Origin of the sequence: Lysobacter enzymogenes (assembly GCF_017355525.1) — a bacterium.
GTDB classification, from domain to species: domain Bacteria; phylum Pseudomonadota; class Gammaproteobacteria; order Xanthomonadales; family Xanthomonadaceae; genus Lysobacter; species Lysobacter enzymogenes_C.
Genome location: NZ_CP067395.1, coordinates 1,742,372 through 1,758,257 on the forward strand (window position 1 = coordinate 1,742,372; position 15,886 = coordinate 1,758,257).

Here is a 15,886-nt window from a genome sequence, read left to right on the forward strand (position 1 = left end):
CGTCGGGCCGCAAAAGCAAACGGCCGCCTTTCGGCGGCCGTTCGCAGCGCAGCTCGGGCGAGCCGATTACTCGGCGGCCGGCGCGTTCTTGGCGCGCGCGTAGGCGGCCAGGTCTTCCTTGATGCGGGCCTTCTTGCCTTCCAGGCCGCGCAGGTAGTACAGCTTGCCGGAGCGGACCTTGCCGCGGCGCTTGACTTCGACCGAGTCGATCACGGCGCTGTGGCTCTGGAACACGCGCTCGACGCCGTAGCCGTGCGAGATCTTGCGCACGGTGAAGGACGAGTTGAGGCCGGCGTTCTTCTTGCCGATGACCACGCCTTCATAGGCCTGGACGCGCTCGCGGTTGCCTTCCTTGACCTTGACGTTGACGACGACGGTGTCGCCCGGGCTGAAGTCGGGCAGCTTGCGCTGGACCTGTTCGGCTTCGAAGTTCTGCAGCAGCGTATGGATGGAGGGCTTGTTCATGGCTATGGCCTGTTGGATTAGTTGTTGCGCGAGTGCACGTGGACCCGCGTCATGGCATGGATACAGCTAAGCGGCTAATTATAACGGGGTTTTTTCGGCCGTGGCTAGGGCTGAGGCGCCCTGCCCCGGATCGGCGCCCTCGGCGCCGGCTGAATCGGGGCCGGCGCCGGGGCTGGAAGCGGTTTCCCGCGCCTTGCGCGCCTGCGCCAGCTCGACCCGGTAGGCCTCGAGCAGCTTGCGGTCGGCCTTGGACAGGGCCGCCTCGTTCAGCAAGTCCGGGCGGCGCTGCCAGGTCCGCCCCAGCGACTGCTGCCGGCGCCACTGGGCGATGCGGGCGTGGTTGCCCGACATCAGCACCTGCGGCACCGCGCCGAGTTCGTGCTCGACCGGGCGGGTGTAGTGCGGGCAATCCAGCAGCCCGTCCTCGAAACTGTCCTGCACCGCCGACTCGGCGTCGCCGAGCGCGCCGTCCTGCAGGCGCGCGACCGCATCGACCAGCACCGCCGCGGCCAGTTCGCCGCCGGACAGCACGTAGTCGCCGATCGACAGTTCCTCGTCGATCTCGGCCTGGATCAGGCGCTCGTCGACGCCCTCGTAGCGGCCGCACAGCAGGATCAGCCGCTCGTGGCCGGCCAGTTCGCGCACCTTGGCCTGGTCCAGCCGCGGGCCCTGCGGGCTCAGGTAGATCGTCCGCGCCGGCGCCGGATCGGCCGCGCGCGCGGCGCCGATGGCGGCGCGCAGCGGATCGATCAGCATCACCATGCCCGGGCCGCCGCCGAACGGACGCTCGTCGACGCGGCGGTAATTGCCTTCGGCGTAATCGCGCGGATTCCAGCCGTGCATCGACAGCAGCCCGCGCTCGCCGGCGCGGCCGACCACGCCGAACGCCGCGCATTGCGCGACGAACTCGGGGAACAGGCTGATGACGTCGATGCGCATGCGGACTCGCGAAAACGGATGCCAAGCTAAACGAAAAAGCGCTGCGCTCAGTCGAAGCGCTGGAGGAAATCGGCGATTTCCCGATCGGTCGCCGCCCAGTCTTCGCCGCGCAACTGCACCATCGCGATCAAGCCGAGCAGTTCCACTGGATTTTCAGCCAGGAACGAATGCTCGCCTTTGCGCGCCAGCCACCAACCCGGCAGAGTCGGATGGCCTTCAAGCTCGTAGCCTTGCTGCAACAACGCCGCTGCCGCGGGCGCCAGGGTGTTGTTGGCCATCGTCACGCGCATTCGGGACCTCGCCAAGCGCCCGGCTTGCGCCGGCGATCCCTTCGGCGCGTGCGCGCGAAGGGCTTCAGAAATCCGGATCCCAATCGACGGTCACCCGCCGGGTTTCGAAATCCACCGACTGCACGTACTGCGGGATCACGAACGGAATCATCCGCTCGCGTTCGTCGTCGCGCGCCACCAATACGTCGTTGGCGCCGGTCGCGAACAGATGCGTCACCCGGCCGAGGGCGACGCCTTCGGTGGTGACGACCTCCAGGCCTTCCAGGTCGACCCAGTAGAACTCGCCTTCGCGCGGCGGCGGCAGGGCCGAACGCGGGACGTAGATTTCGGTGCCGCGCAGCGCTTCGACCGCGTCGCGGTCGGTCACGCCGGGCAGGTTGGCGATCAGGAACTTGCCGCTTTCGCGGCCGCGCACGCCCGACAGTTCGCGCTCGCCGCCGTGCGGATCGCGCACGATCCACGGCTGGTAGCGGAAGATCGCGGCGCGCGGCTCGGTCCAGGACTCGAGCTTGGCTTCGCCGCGAATGCCGAACGCGCCAAGCACCCTGCCCAACAGGATGCGGCGCGAGGATTCGCTCATATGCGTAAGAGGGCCGCGCGCCAGGCGCGCGGCCCGCCGGCTCAGGCGGCCGGAGCGGCCTTGACGGCCTGCTTGTACAGGTCGGCGACCTTGTCGGTCAGCTGGGCGCCGTTGCCGATCCAGTGCTTTACGCGCTCGAGGTCGAGCTCGACGCGCTTTTCGTTGCCGGCGGCGACCGGGTTGTAGAAACCGACGCGCTCGATGTTGCGGCCGTCGCGGGCGCTGCGGCTGTCGGTGACGATGATGTGGTAGAACGGACGCTTCTTGGCGCCGCCACGGGTCAGGCGAATCTTGACCATGAGGGTTGCTTTCCTGTGTTGCCCAGCCGTCGGAATGACGGGGTAAGCCGGCGATTGTAGCCCATGCCGCGACCCAGGCCAACCCGACCCGGCTCGAACCCGGCCTCTGCCCGCTCCGGCCGGCCCCGCAAACGGCATCTCCGGCCGCCCTCCCCGCCAAATCGATCCGGGCCGTCCCCGCACGGCACCGCGCCGCCTGGTTCCGGCCCGGAATCGCCGGGCCTGCCTGCCCTGCTTCGCCGCGGCCCGCTGCCTGCGGGCCGGCGGCGCGGAGCGCGCCGTCCCTGGCGCCCCCGCCGCGACCGGATCGCCCCCGACGCCGGCCGCTGTCCTCCCCCGCGAACTCAGCGCTTGTAGCGGATGCTGCCGCGCAACGCGGTCGAACCGGCCTCGCAGTTCTGCACGAAGTCGGCCGACAGGCCGGCGACCATGCGCGTGACCGGATCCACGTCGACCGCGTTGATGGTCACGCTGCCCGCGACCCGGTTGCAGCCGCGGCCGCTGCCGCTGAAATCGAAACCGAAGCTGTTGGCGTCGCCGAAGCGGGTGATCGGGAACGTGCCCGGCCGCAGCGCCTGACCGGTCGGCGGCCGCAGGATCGCCATCCAGGTGTCGCGCTGGCCCGAGGCGCTGTAGATGAAGTAGCTGTCGTTGCCGGACATCGCGAAGGTGCTGGTGTCGCCGGCGTAATCCTTGCGCAGGCCCTGGCCGATGTAGTCGCCGGCGTCGCTGTCCAGCGTCAGCGCCATCGGCTGCACGTTGTAGCGCAGCTTCGCGGTCAGCGCCGGCGCGTTGTCGCGTTCGCAGCGCTGCTGGCCGGTGGCTTCCAGCGCGGTCACCGCGTCGTTGGCGCCGAATTCGATCTGCTGGATGTAGACCGAACCCCAGACCCGGTTGCAGCCGCGGCCGTTGCCGCCGATGTCGATGCCCGGCGAGCGGCCGGTGCGGAACGAGGAGCGTTCGGCGAGGTAGTAACGGCCCGGCTGCAGGCGCTGGCCGCGCGCCGCGCTGAGTTCGACATACCAGTTGTCGCTGCCGCGGCGCACGCTCATGGTCAGCAGTTGCGAGTCGCCGCTGACGGAGATGGCCGAATCGGCGCCGGTGTAGCTGCGGGTCTGGCCCTGGCCGATGTAGTCGCCGGTTTCGCTGACGAAGGAGTACGAGGTCTCGGCCAGCGCCGCGGGCGCGGCGGCGAGGCCGGCGACGGCCAGCGCGAGCGCGCCGCACATCGTCGAGAATCGGGTCATTGAGCGATCTCCATGATCTGTTTGCGGCCGCGCGGATGCGCGGCCGGTCCTTGCGCTGAGGTGCGAGTGCTGTCGTGCCCGTGTGCGGGCGTGCTGCGACTGCGGTGGTGCGCCTGCGTTGCTGCGGAGGTCAGTGTGCGGCGCGGGCGTCGCGCGCGTGGAGAACGGCGCGGGCCGTCGGTCGGCGATGCGTGGGGCGGCGGCGTCGCGGTCGGGGCGACGCGTGTGGCGTTGCGGCGCGGGTCGAGCCGCGAAGACGCTGCGTTTTTTCGTCGCGATCGCGGCGACGAAGGAATCGATGGAGGCGTCGCGGTTGCGGCGGCACGGTCGCGGCTTGCGCCGCGCCTGCAGGGGGCTACGGCGGAAACGACGACGGCGGCCGTCAGGCCGCCGTCGTGGGGAACGCAATGCGCGCGCTGCGATCAGCGGAACGGCATGCCGCCGCGGCCGCCCATCATGCCGCGCATGCCGCGCATCAGGCCCTTCATGCCGCCGCCGGACAGCTTGCTCATCATCTTTTCCATCTGCTGATACTGCTTCATCAGCTTGTTGACGTCGGCCGGGGTCAGGCCCGCGCCCTTGGCGATGCGCGCGCGGCGCGAGCCGTTGAGCAGGGCCGGGTTGCGCCGCTCCTTCTTGGTCATCGAGTTGATGATCGCGACCATGCGCGGCACTTCCTTGCCGGTGATCTGGCTCTTGACCGAATCCGGCACCTGGCCCATGCCCGGCAGCTTGTCCATGAGCCCGCTGAGGCCGCCCATGTTCTGCATCTGCTCGAGCTGGTCCTTCATGTCGTTGAGGTCGAACTTCTTGCCCTTGGCGACCTTCTCGGCGAGCTTCTGCGCCTTGTCCTTGTCGACCTGCTGCTCGACCTGCTCGACCAGCGACAGCACGTCGCCCATGTCGAGAATTCGGCTGGCGACGCGGTCGGGATGGAACACGTCCAGGCCGTCGGGCTTTTCGCCGACGCCGATGAACTTGATCGGACGGCCGGTGATGTAGCGCACCGACAGCGCGGCGCCGCCGCGGGCGTCGCCGTCGGTCTTGGTCAGCACCACGCCGGTCAGCGGCAGCGCTTCGCTGAAGGCCTTGGCGGTGGCGGCGGCGTCCTGGCCGGTCATCGCGTCGACCACGAACAGGGTTTCGACCGGATTGACCGCGGCGTGCAGCACCTTGATCTCGGCCATCATCGCCTCGTCGATGGCGAGGCGGCCGGCGGTGTCGACCAGCAGCACGTCGACGAAGGACTTGCGCGCATCCGCGATCGCCGCGCGCACGATCTCCTCGGGCTTCTGCGAAGCGGCCGAGGGGAAGAACAGCACGTCGACCTGTTCGGCGAGCTGCTTGAGCTGTTCGATCGCGGCCGGGCGGTAGATGTCGGCCGAGACCACCATCACCTTCTTCTTGCGCCGTTCCTTGAGGTGCTTGGCGAGCTTGCCGACCGTGGTGGTCTTGCCCGCGCCCTGCAGGCCGGCCATCAGGATCACCGCCGGCGCCGGCACGTTGAGGTTGAGGTCGGCGGCCTGCGAGCCCATCACCGCGGTCAGCTCGTCGCGCACGACCTTGATCAGCGCCTGGCCCGGGGTCAGCGACTTCAGCACTTCCTGGCCGACCGCGCGCACCTTGATCCGCTCGATCAGGGCCTGCACGACCGGCAGGGCGACGTCGGCCTCGAGCAGGGCGATGCGCACTTCGCGGGTGGCTTCGCGGATGTTTTCCTCGGTCAGGCGACCGCGGCCGCGCAGGCGCTCGATGGTGCCGGAGAGGCGTTGGGTCAGGGACTCGAACATGGCGCTGCTTACCTGAGATGTTGGGCCGGCGCGGCCTGGACCGGGGTCCGCGCGCCTGGCCGAATGGGGCCGCTGGAACGCACGGCCGGAACGGGAATGGGCCGCGAAGTATAGGCCAGGATGTCGGGGCCGCCCCAGCGGTGCGCAAGCGCCGCGTCCGCGGGCCGCGCCGGCCGCCTCGCTGCGGCGTTCTGCCCGGCGTCGCGCCAGCGCCGGCGCTACGGATCGCCGCGCCGCTATGCCACACTCCTTCGATGACAATCGTTCTCATCGCCATCGCCCTGTACCTGAGCGCGTGCGGCCTGCTGGTGTCGGCGGTGCGCCGCGACGGCGGCCGCGGCGCGCGCGGCTGGCTGTTGCCGGCCAATCTGGCGGTGCTGCTGCACGGGCTGGCGCATCTGATGGCCTGGCGCGCGGCCGGCAGCGCCGGCGGCGCCGACCTGCATTTCTTCGCCGCGCTGTCGCTGGTCGGGCTCGGCATGTCGGTGCTGACCGCGATCGTCGGCGCGACCGGGCGCATGGCCGCGCTCGGCGTGGTGGTGTTTCCGCTGTCGGCGCTGATGCTGCTGGCCTACCAGCTGTACGGCCACGTCCAGCACCCCGAGCCGCTGGACTGGCGCCTGCAGCTGCACGCGTGGATGGCGCTGCTGGCCTACGCGACCCTGGCGGTCGCGGCGCTGTTCGCGATGATGCTGTGGCTGCAGGAACGCGCGCTGCGCCGGCGCGAATTCCACGGCTGGCTGCGCGCGCTGCCGCCGCTGGTGGAACTGGAGAGCCTGCTGTTCCGCACCATCGCGGTCGGCTTCGCCCTGCTGACCGCGACCCTGCTGACCGGCGTGCTGTTCGTGGAGAACCTGCTGGCCCAGCACCTGGTGCACAAGACCGTGCTCAGCGTGCTGTCGTGGCTGGCGTTCGGCGGCCTGCTGCTGGGACGCTGGCGCTACGGCTGGCGCGGCGTGGTCGCGGTGCGCTGGACCCTGGCGGCGATGGCGCTGCTGGTGCTGGCGTTCTTCGGCAGCAAGTTCGTGCTGGAACTGGTGCTGCGGCGGGTTTGAGCGCAACGCCTCCAGACCTCACCGCCGGCGCAAGGAAAGCCTGATGGGCCACTGGATCAAATCGCTGTCGGACCGCAGCGAATTCATCGGCGTGCTGACCCTGGCGTTCGGCTGGACGATCGCCTCCAGCGTGAGCATGGCGCTGTCGAACCTCGGCGTGGCGCCGCCGCAGCCGGCCGACGCGCAGACGGTCGACCCGAACTGGCTGGCCGGCGTGCTGTGCATGGAACTCCCGATCCTGGCGATGATCGGCCTGTTCCTGCGCGAGCGCGGCTGGACCTGGAGCCGGCTCGGATCGCCGCCGTCCTGGCGCGACGTGCTGCCGGGCCTGTCGCTGGCGCTGGGCACGGCGCTGCTGTTCTGGCTGGCGCAGATGATCGCCGCGAGCGTCGGCCTGGAAACCCGCGCGCCCGACGAGGCGGTGCCGGTGCAGGCCGGGATGGACTGGCCCCTGATCCTGGCGGTGTCGGCGGTCAACGGTTTCTACGAGGAAGCCCTGGTCTGCGGCTACCTGATCGCGGCGATGCGCGACAAGCGCTCGATGTGGACCGCGATCCATCTCAGCACCGCGATCCGGGTCGCCTATCACCTCTATCAGGGCGACGTCGGCGTCATCAGCATCGTGCCGATGGGCCTGGCCTACGCCTGGCTGTACGCGGTCACCGGCCGGCTGTGGCCGCTGGTGCTGGCCCATATCGTGCTCGACGCCTGGGCGCTCGGCGCGGCCTGAGCGCCGTTCGGGCGCTGCGCCCGGTCGGCCGCAGGCGCCCGTTCGTCGGCCTGCCTTAGCCGGATTTGGCCTGTTGCGGCGCAACAAATCGTAGCGCTGGCGAAACGGTCAGTATTCGACCGCTTTGGTCACAACTTTGCGCCCACGAAAAATATCCATTTCGATCAATATCTTGGGCGATAAACACGGCCCGAGCCGGCATCCGCACGCCCGTTCTATACTTGCTGAACGGGCCTTTTGCTAGCTCAATATTTGCATTGACAACTATTGCGCGGGCGAGCAACATGCCGCGCCATGACGACCCCGACCCCCACCCAGCCCTGCTCCACCTCCAACCTCGGCCTGCTGTTCCGCCAAGTGCGCGACGCGATGTGGGCGCAGATGGAGCGCGAGCTGGCCCAGGCAGGCCACGATCTGACCTTCAGCCAGTTCATCACCCTCAAGGAGTTGGCCATCGGCACCGCCGGGGTCACCGAACTGGCGCGAGCGGCCCAGCTCAATCCGGGCGCCATGACCCGCCTGCTCGACAAGCTCGAAAGCCGCGGCCTGGTCGCGCGCGTCGCCGATCCGGACGACCGCCGGGCGCTGAACATTCACCTGACCGAAGCCGGCACCGCGATCTGGGCCGACATCGACCAGTGCGGCCGCCGCGTGCGCGAACGCGCGATGGCCGGGCTCAGCGACTCCGACCGCGAACAGCTGTACCGCTTGCTCGAACAGGTCCGCGACAACCTCTCTCTTTCCGGTTCCTGAGCCATGTCCGCCAACGACACTCGCCCGCGCCGCGGGCTGCTTTACGTGCTCACGCCGCTGGCCGCGGCGCTGATACTCGCCGGTTGCGCCAGCACCCGCGGCTTGCAGCCGTCGGGCCGCTCGCTCGACGCCGACACGCTTGAGGCCAAGCGCAGCCTCGCCGTCGCCGACTTGTCCGCCGCCGCGTTCCCGCAGCGCGACTGGTGGACCGCGTTCGGCGACGCGCAACTCAACGGCTTGATCGACGAAGCCCTGGCCGGCTCGCCGAGCCTGGACGCGGCCGACGCGCGCGTGCGCCAGGCGGTGGCCCAGGCCGGCCTCGCCGACGCGGCGCGCAAGCCGACCCTCGGCGGCAGCGCGCAGTACTCCGGCGCGCATCTGCCCGAGACCCTGGCGCCGGACCCGATCGGCGGCAAGTACCTCGGCGCCGACGTGCTGATGCTGAGCTTCAAGTACTCGCCCGACCTGTGGGGCGGCAAGCGCGCGCGCTGGCAGGCCGCGCTGGGCCAGTCGCGCGCGGCCGAAGTCGAAGCCCAGGCCGCGCGCCTGACCCTGTCGTCGAACATCGCCCGCAGCTACGTCTCGCTGGCCCAGGCGTTCGAAGCGCAGGACGTGGCCAAGGCCGAGAAGCAGCGCTCCGACCGACTGCTCGGCCTCGGCCAGCAGCGGGTCAAGGCCGGCCTCGACAACCAATTGCAGATCCGCAACGCGCAAAGCGCCAGCGCCAGCGCCGACCAGCAGATCCAGGCCGCGCAGCAGCAGATCGACGCCGCCCGCAACGCGCTCGCCGCGCTGCTCGGCAAGGGCCCGGACCGCGGTCTGGACATCGCCCGCCCGACCCTGCTCGCCAACAACGCCGCCGGCGTGCCGGACGTGCTGCCGAGCGAACTGCTCGGCCACCGCCCGGACGTGGTCGCCGCGCGCTGGCGCGTGGAGGCTTCTTCGCACGGGATCAAGGCGGCCAAGGCCGACTTCTACCCGACCGTGAACCTCAACGCGATCGTCGGCCTGGCCACCGCGCATCTGTCCGACCTGTTCACCAGCCAGGCGCGCCTGTACCAGGGCGGCCCGGCGATCAGCATGCCGATCTTCGACGGCGGCCGGCTGCGCAACGAACTGGCCGGCAGCGACGCCGACTACGACCTGGCCGTGGCCAACTACAACCAGAGCCTGATCGGCGCGCTGCGCGAAGTCGCCGACGCGGTCCAGTCCTCGCGCTCGCTGCAGGGCCAGTTGGCTTCGGCGCAGCAGGCGCGCGACGCCGCGCAGCAGGCCTGGCAGATCGCCACCACCCGCTACCGCGCCGGCCTGGGCACCCAGATCGACGTGCTGACCGCGCAGCGCCCGCTGCTGCAACTCGACCAGCAACTGACCTCGCTGCGCGCGCAGCGGCTCGGCGCGCAGATCGATCTGGATCGCGCCCTCGGCGGCGGCTTGCAACTGAGCCCGCCCGACCCGGTCGCCGCGACCGTTCCCGACGCTACTTCCGCTAACAACGCTATTGCCAAGGCCCCCACGCCATGACGACCGAAGTCAATCCCAATGCCGCCGCGGCCGCACCGGCCGCGCCGCCGAAGAACGGCAAGCGCCGCAAGGCGCTGCTGATCCTGCTCACCGTCGTGGTGATCGCCGCGGTGGCCTGGACGCTGTACTACATGCTGGTGCTGCGCTGGCATCAGGACACCGACGATGCCTACGTGCAGGGCAACGTCGTCAACATCACCCCGCAGGTGCAGGGCACCGTGGTCAGCATCGGCGCCGACGACGGCATGAAGGTCGTCGCCGGCCAGGTGCTGGTGCAGCTGGATCCGAACGACGCGCAAGTCGCCTACGACCAGTCGGTGGCGAACCTCGCCAACACCGTGCGCCAGGTGCGCGGCTTGTTCAGCGCGGTCGACGCCGGCCAGGCCGATCTGTCGGCGCGCGAAGTCGCGGTGCAGAAGGCCCGCGCCGACGTCAAGCGCCGCGAGGGCCTGGTCGCCGGCGGCGCGGTCTCGGCCGAGGAGCTGGCCCACGCCCGCGACGATCTGGCCGCGGCCGAAGCGGCGCTGTCGTCTTCGCGCGGCAGCCTGGCGCGCAACCGCGCCCTGGTCGACGCGACCACCGTCGCGCGCCAGCCGCAGGTCGCCGCCGCGGCCGCGCAGCTGCGTCAGTCGTATCTGAACCTGCAGCGCTCGGCCATCGTCGCGCCGGTCGACGGCTACGTCGGCAAGCGCAACGTGCAGCTGGGCCAGCGGGTCGCGCCGGGCACGGCGCTGATGACGATCATCCCGCTCAACGAAGTGTGGGTCGACGCGAACTTCAAGGAGACCCAGCTGGCCAAGATGCGCATCGGCCAACCGGTCGAGCTGCATTCGGATCTGTACGGCTCGCAGGTGCGTTACGACGGCAAGGTGATGAGCCTGGGCCTGGGCACCGGCAGCGCGTTCTCGCTGTTGCCGGCGCAGAACGCCAGCGGCAACTGGATCAAGATCATCCAGCGCGTGCCGGTGCGGATCGAGATCGAGCCCAAGCAACTGGCCGAACACCCGCTGCGCCTGGGCCTGAGCATGCACGTCGACGTCGCCATCCGCGACCAGAACGGCGCGGTGCTGGCCAGCGCGCCGCCGGCCAAGCCGGTGCTGAGCACCCAGGCCTACGCCAAGCAGCTGCACGACGCCGATGCGATGATCGACAAGATCGTGCGCGAGAACCTGCCGGGCGTGCAGCACGGTTGAGGATGGAAGCGGACGCGCGCGCATGAGGCGCGTGCGTCCGCGTTGTGGCGCGGGCTGCGTCCGCATCGGCCGATGTCCCCTCCCCCGCATCGGGATCGAAGCGAAACGTTGCATCGCCGCAAGGCGCAGGCGGGCACCTCCCCCACGTCGTCCCCGCCTGCGCTTCCGCTGTACCTGCGAAGTTGCGCCGCGCCGTTGCGGCTCTCCCGCAACGGCGCCGCAGCGAAGTCCGGCAGCGCCGGTCCGAGCCTGCGCCGCCGCAACGACACGATCCGCGGCCCCGCGCGTTCCGCGCGGCCCGTCCTGAGCGATCAGGCCCCCGACTCAACAGGCACGTTCCATGTCCGCCACCACCGCTAACGCCGGCCCCTCCGGCCCCGCCGCGCCCCCCGCGCAGCCGCAAGCCGCCTTCAAGCCGCCGAACATGGCGCTGACCACGCTGGGCCTGGCCCTGGCGTCGTTCATGCAGGTGCTCGACACCACCATCGCCAACGTGTCGCTGCCGACCATCTCCGGCAACCTCGGCGGCAGCGCCAATCAGGCCACCTGGGTCATCACCTCGTTCGCCGTCAGCAACGCCATCGCGCTGCCGCTGACCGGTTTCTTCACGCGCAAGTTCGGCGAACGCAAGCTGTTCATGTGGGCCACGCTGCTGTTCGTGATCGCCTCGTTCCTGTGCGGCCTGGCCAACAGCATGGGCCTGCTGGTCGCCGCGCGCGCGCTGCAGGGCTTCGTCGCCGGGCCGATGTATCCGGTGACCCAGGCGCTGCTGATCTCGATCTATCCACCGCACAAACGCGGACAGGCCATCGCCCTGCTGGCGATGGTGACCGTGGTCGCGCCGATCGCCGGCCCGATCCTCGGCGGCTGGATCACCGACAACTACAGTTGGGAGTGGATCTTCTTCATCAACATCCCGATCGGCATCTTCGCCAGCGTCGTCGTCGGCAACCAGTTGCGCGGCCGCCCGGAGCGGCTGGACAACCCGAAGATGGACTACATGGGCCTGGCGATGCTGGTGATCGGCGTGGCCGCGCTGCAGATCATGCTCGACCTGGGCAACGACGAGGACTGGTTCAACTCCACCACCATCGTCGTGCTGACCATCGTCGCGGTGATCGCGCTGGCGGTGTTCGTGATCTGGGAACTGACCGAGCGCGACCCGATCGTCAACCTGCGCCTGTTCCGCCACCGCAACTTCGCCAGCGGCACCGCCGCGATGGTGCTGGCCTATTCGGCGTTCTTCGCGATCGGCCTGCTGGTGCCGCTGTGGCTGCAACGGAATCTGGGCTACACCTCGATCTGGGCGGGCCTGGCGACCGCGCCGATCGGCATCCTGCCGGTGCTGCTGACGCCGTTCGTGGGCCTGTACGCGGCGCGCTTCGACCTGCGCTGGGTCGCCACCGGCGCGTTCATGGTCATGGCCGCGACCAGCTTCGTGCGTTCGGGCTTCAACCTCGACGTCGACTTCCACCACGTCGCGCTGGTGCAGTTGTGGCAAGGCCTCGGCGTGGCGTTGTTCTTCATGCCGGTGCTGACGATCCTGCTGTCGGATCTGGAACCGCACGAGATCGCCGCGGGCTCGGGTCTGGCGACGTTCGTGCGAACGCTCGGCGGCAGCTTCGCCGCCTCGCTGACCACCTGGGCCTGGAACCAGCGCAGCACCATCCACCACGCCCAGCTGACCGAGCACATCGGCGCCTACGATCCGCAGATCCAGCAGACCGTCGACCAGCTCGGCCGCGGCGACCCGACCCGCGGCGCGCTGGCGCTGAACCAGATGATCTCGCAGCAGGCCGCGCAGATCGGCTTCAACGAGATGCTGTACCTGATCGGCATCCTGTTCGTGGTGGTGACCGCGTTCGTGTGGCTGGCCAAGCCGCCGTTCACGGCCAAGGTCGGCGGCGGCGCTGCGGCGGCCGGCGGGCACTGAGCCGCGCGAAAAACCCAAAGCATGCGAACGGGCCGGTCATCCGGCCCGTTCGCTTTTTGCGGAGCCGCAACGCGCGCAGCCGCGCCGCCTGCGAATGGCCGTGGGCGTGATCCGTTTTCTCCGCGCATTGCGAGTCTTGAAACGGCGCCCCGAAGGATTGCCTTCGGTCACCAGCCGCGACCGCGAACCTGTCCCCACGGTGTCGCCCGGGTCTCGCGGCTTCGCCGGCGCCGCGCGCTCCACTTCCGGAGCGCGCGAACGCATCCAGGAGAGAGTTTCATGAAGACCCGCTCGCGCAAGCTCGGACTGCCCGCACTCGCCGCCCTGGCCTTCGGTTTCGCGTTCTCGATGAGCGCGATGGCCGGCGTGTGCAACACCTGCTGGAACCGCTGCATCGCCCAGTACGAGGACTGCAAGCAGCAATACGGCGACGGCTGGGCCTGCTCCTCGCAGTTCACCCAGTGCGGCAAGGGCTGTGGCTGCGAGATGCCCTGAACCGTCGCGGCAAGGCCCGCGGCAGGCCGGCGCTTCCGGCCTGCCGCATCCGCGCGCGCGCGGCGCGCAGCGATCAGGCGCCGGCGCGCACCGCCAGCGTCGCGCCCGCGGCGCCCGCGCGTTCGCCGGCGAAGCTCTCGCCGGCCTCGCACGGCGCCGCCGCCTGCTTGCGCACGAAGCGCCGGCGCGCCTCGTGGTAGCTGCGGTCGGGGCCGAAGAAGTTGCGGTACATGTGCGCCAGTTCTTCGGCGCCGTAGCTTTCCAGCGGCTTGCGCCGCTCGTCGTCGGCGCGGCGCTTGCGCTTGGCCGCCAGCGCCTTGCGGCAGGCGCCGGGCTCGATCAAACGTTCGGCGCGCTGTTCGACGTGGGCGAGGAAATCGGCGCCGCCGGCGCCGAAGGCGGCATCGATCAGGCCGATGCGCTCGGCCGCGGGCGCACCGATCGGACGCAGGCCCTGGGTCAGTTCCTGGGCGACGGCGTCGCCGACCCGGCGCGGCAGCAGATAGGTCCAGTACTCCGAGCCGTACAGGCCGCCCATGCCCTGGTAGTGCGGGTTCAACACCACGCCGCGGCGCGCCCACACCTCGTCGGCGGCCAGCGCCAGGATCACCCCGCCGGCGCCGGCGTTGCCCTGCATCGCCGCGACCACCCGGTGCGAATCGGTCAGCACGATCTCGCGCACCAGCGCGTTCATCGCCAGGATGTTGCGCCACGATTCCAGCGCCGGGTCGGCGGCCGCCTCGATGGTGTTGAGGTGGATGCCGTTGGACCACAGGTCGCCGCCGCCGAGCAGCACGATCGCCCGGGTCGGGCGCTGGCGCGCGTGCAGGAACGCGGTGCGCAGGCGGTCGCACTGCAGAGTCGACATCGCGCCGTTGTAGAAATCGAAATGCAGGTAGCCGACCGCGCCGGTTTCGCGGTAGCGGATCTGGCGGTAGCCGTGGTCGCGGCGGCCGGCCACCGAGGTCGCCGGCTTGAGCGCGCGCGCGGCCACGCCGCGCAGGCGCGCCTCGCCGAGCACCTGGGTCGCCGGCAGCTTGATCCCGTCCTTGTCGCGCAGATGGCTCAGCCACAGCGCGCCGTCGCCGCTGGCCACGCACACCGCGCCTTCGCGGCGGCCGAGCAGTTCGCCGGGACGGCCGCGCAACGCCGGTTCGACGTGGGCGCCGAACACCTGGCAGCGCAGGCCGGCGATTTCGCCGCGCGCGCCCGGGGCGCTGTCGCCGCAGCGGATCCGCGCCAGCAGCGCGGCGTTGTCCATCTCCCAGTCCAGCGCGCGGTCGCCCGGGCGCATGCTCGGGCGCAGCCGCCCGCGCACCTCGGGGTCGGCGTAATCCAGCGGCTGCGGCGCGTAGCCGCCGGCTTCGAAACGCTCCACCGCCTGCAGCAGCGCGCGCACCGCCGCGTCGGTGACTTCGTGGCGGTACAGCTCGCTCTTGGATGCGCCGCGCACGGCGAAACCGGCGCTGGCCCAGATGTCGCCGGCGTCCATTTCCGCCGCCGCCTGCAGCACGGTGACGCCCCACTGGGTTTCGCCTTCCAGGATCGCCCAGTCCAGCGACGACGGGCCGCGGTCGCCGACGATGCCGGGATGCACGATCAGGCAGGTGTGGCGGCTCCAGATGTCTTCGGGAATCGCCGACTTCAGCATCGGCGCGACGATCAGCTGCGGGCGCTCGCGCGCGACCGCGGCGCGCATGGTGTCGGCGTCGGAAGTCGCGTGCACCGCGACCTCGTGGCCCAGCTCGGTGAGTTCGGCCCAGGCGCGCTGGGCCAGTCCATTGAACGCAGTGCACAAGAACACGATGCGCAGCGACATGGTCCATCCCCCTGTCACCTACGAAGTCTCGAATGTGTGCCAATGAGTGTTCATAAACATGAGTCGAGATCACAGATTTCTGCTGCATCGCAGCGAGCTTGCGGATTTACGACGCGCATCGCCGTTCCACAAGAAAGTCGTCTCGAAAGTGCCGTGCGGTGGCCGACCGTCTCGCCATAGCGCGTTCGCCCCAGCGGTCGCGCCGCATCCGCGACCGCTGCGGCCGCGCGCCGGCCGCCACCCGCTCATGAGGAGCGTTCCTCCCATCGCACAAGGAGAGATCGATGTTCGCCAGCACCCGCCGTACCCTCGCCGTCGCCGCGTTCTGTTGCGGCGTGGCGTTTTCGCTGAGCGCGTTCGCCAGCGCCTGCGAAGACTGCTACCGCAATTGTCTGGTCGAGCGTTCGCAATGCCGCGCTGCCGGCACGCCGCAGGAACAGTGCCTCGCGGCTTATGTCGAATGCCGCAAGCGTTGCAACTGCCAGTTGCCCTGATCGCCACCGCCACCGTCACCCAAGGACACGACCATGTTCAAGCACAACCGTTTCGCCGTCGCCGCCGCGTTCTGTTTCGGTATGGCCTTCTCGCTCGGCGCGTTCGCCCAGCAGGATTGCCAGGCTTGCACGGACGCCTGCTACGAGCAGTACGAGCAATGCAACTTCGACGGTTATCCGTTCTGCAAGGCCAACCTGCGCGCCTGCACCCGGGCCTGCGGCTGTCAGGTCTGAAGCCGCCGTCGTTGAGCGCTCGGCCCGGGCGGACGCGCGCGTCCGC

The 15,886-nt window shown here is 70.0% G+C and carries 17 protein-coding genes; 9 read left to right on the forward strand and 8 right to left on the reverse strand.

Translation table 11 applies throughout. The annotated features are described in order from the left end of the window. Positions 1–66: 66 nt before the first annotated feature. From rplS to ffh, 7 genes are all read right to left on the reverse strand, one after another. Positions 67–465, reverse strand: coding sequence for a 50S ribosomal protein L19 (gene rplS, locus JHW38_RS07125; RefSeq protein WP_207525279.1), 399 nt, complete (start codon positions 463–465; stop codon positions 67–69). Between the two features lie 78 nt (positions 466–543). Next, positions 544–1,404, reverse strand: coding sequence for a tRNA (guanosine(37)-N1)-methyltransferase TrmD (trmD, locus tag JHW38_RS07130; RefSeq protein ID WP_207525280.1), 861 nt, complete (start codon positions 1,402–1,404; stop codon positions 544–546). Between the two features lie 47 nt (positions 1,405–1,451). After that, positions 1,452–1,682: a hypothetical protein gene (locus JHW38_RS07135; protein WP_207525281.1), complete on the reverse strand. Its 231-nt coding sequence runs from the start codon at positions 1,680–1,682 to the stop codon at positions 1,452–1,454. A gap of 76 nt (positions 1,683–1,758) precedes the next feature. Further along, a complete protein-coding gene (rimM, locus tag JHW38_RS07140; protein ID WP_207525282.1) occupies positions 1,759–2,274 on the reverse strand; it encodes a ribosome maturation factor RimM in 516 nt (171 codons plus the stop codon). A gap of 41 nt (positions 2,275–2,315) precedes the next feature. Further along, on the reverse strand, positions 2,316–2,573 hold the full coding sequence (gene rpsP / locus JHW38_RS07145) for a 30S ribosomal protein S16 (RefSeq protein ID WP_207525283.1): 258 nt from the start codon (positions 2,571–2,573) through the stop codon (positions 2,316–2,318). Between the two features lie 344 nt (positions 2,574–2,917). After that, positions 2,918–3,820 carry a hypothetical protein gene (locus tag JHW38_RS07150; RefSeq protein WP_207525284.1) on the reverse strand — a complete coding sequence of 301 codons (903 nt, stop codon included), beginning with the start codon at positions 3,818–3,820 and terminating at the stop codon, positions 2,918–2,920. Positions 3,821–4,242: 422 nt separating this feature from the next. Then, positions 4,243–5,610 (reverse strand): signal recognition particle protein, encoded by a 1,368-nt coding sequence (gene ffh / locus JHW38_RS07155; RefSeq protein ID WP_207525285.1) that lies wholly within the window; start codon positions 5,608–5,610, stop codon positions 4,243–4,245. Positions 5,611–5,864: 254 nt separating this feature from the next. On the opposite strand from ffh, the gene JHW38_RS07160 reads away from it, so the two are divergent. The 7 genes from JHW38_RS07160 to JHW38_RS07190 all read left to right on the forward strand — a co-directional run bounded on the left by JHW38_RS07160 (position 5,865) and on the right by JHW38_RS07190 (position 13,293). Next, positions 5,865–6,665, forward strand: a complete 801-nt coding sequence (locus JHW38_RS07160; RefSeq protein WP_207525286.1) for a cytochrome C assembly family protein — start codon at positions 5,865–5,867, stop codon at positions 6,663–6,665. Positions 6,666–6,708: 43 nt separating this feature from the next. Next, the gene (locus JHW38_RS07165) at positions 6,709–7,395 is read left to right on the forward strand and encodes a CPBP family intramembrane glutamic endopeptidase (RefSeq protein WP_207525287.1); all 687 of its coding nucleotides are present in this window, start codon (positions 6,709–6,711) and stop codon (positions 7,393–7,395) included. A 294-nt stretch (positions 7,396–7,689) separates the two neighbouring features. Beyond that, a complete protein-coding gene (locus tag JHW38_RS07170) occupies positions 7,690–8,148 on the forward strand; it encodes a MarR family winged helix-turn-helix transcriptional regulator (RefSeq protein WP_207525288.1) in 459 nt (152 codons plus the stop codon). Between the two features lie 3 nt (positions 8,149–8,151). Further along, the gene (locus JHW38_RS07175) at positions 8,152–9,672 is read left to right on the forward strand and encodes an efflux transporter outer membrane subunit (protein ID WP_207525289.1); all 1,521 of its coding nucleotides are present in this window, start codon (positions 8,152–8,154) and stop codon (positions 9,670–9,672) included. Continuing rightward, positions 9,669–10,865: an efflux RND transporter periplasmic adaptor subunit gene (locus JHW38_RS07180; RefSeq protein ID WP_207525290.1), complete on the forward strand. Its 1,197-nt coding sequence runs from the start codon at positions 9,669–9,671 to the stop codon at positions 10,863–10,865. The genes JHW38_RS07175 and JHW38_RS07180 overlap by 4 nt, the downstream gene beginning before the upstream one ends. Before the next feature lie 340 nt (positions 10,866–11,205). Continuing rightward, positions 11,206–12,798: a DHA2 family efflux MFS transporter permease subunit gene (locus tag JHW38_RS07185; RefSeq protein WP_207525291.1), complete on the forward strand. Its 1,593-nt coding sequence runs from the start codon at positions 11,206–11,208 to the stop codon at positions 12,796–12,798. Positions 12,799–13,077: 279 nt separating this feature from the next. Next, on the forward strand, positions 13,078–13,293 hold the full coding sequence (locus JHW38_RS07190) for a hypothetical protein (protein ID WP_207525292.1): 216 nt from the start codon (positions 13,078–13,080) through the stop codon (positions 13,291–13,293). Between the two features lie 73 nt (positions 13,294–13,366). Here the strand turns inward: JHW38_RS07190 and JHW38_RS07195 are convergent, their stop codons facing one another. After that, complete coding sequence (locus JHW38_RS07195) at positions 13,367–15,112, reverse strand: hydrogenase maturation protein (protein WP_207525293.1); 1,746 nt, start codon at positions 15,110–15,112, stop codon at positions 13,367–13,369. Between the two features lie 284 nt (positions 15,113–15,396). Here JHW38_RS07195 and JHW38_RS07200 point away from each other — a divergent pair, with 284 nt between their 5' ends. Together JHW38_RS07200 and JHW38_RS07205 are read left to right on the forward strand one after the other, a co-directional pair. Then, entirely contained in the window at positions 15,397–15,606 is a 210-nt protein-coding gene (locus tag JHW38_RS07200; RefSeq protein WP_207525294.1) for a hypothetical protein, read from the forward strand. A 33-nt stretch (positions 15,607–15,639) separates the two neighbouring features. Next, positions 15,640–15,840, forward strand: coding sequence for a hypothetical protein (locus tag JHW38_RS07205; protein WP_207525295.1), 201 nt, complete (start codon positions 15,640–15,642; stop codon positions 15,838–15,840). Positions 15,841–15,886 lie beyond the last annotated feature (46 nt).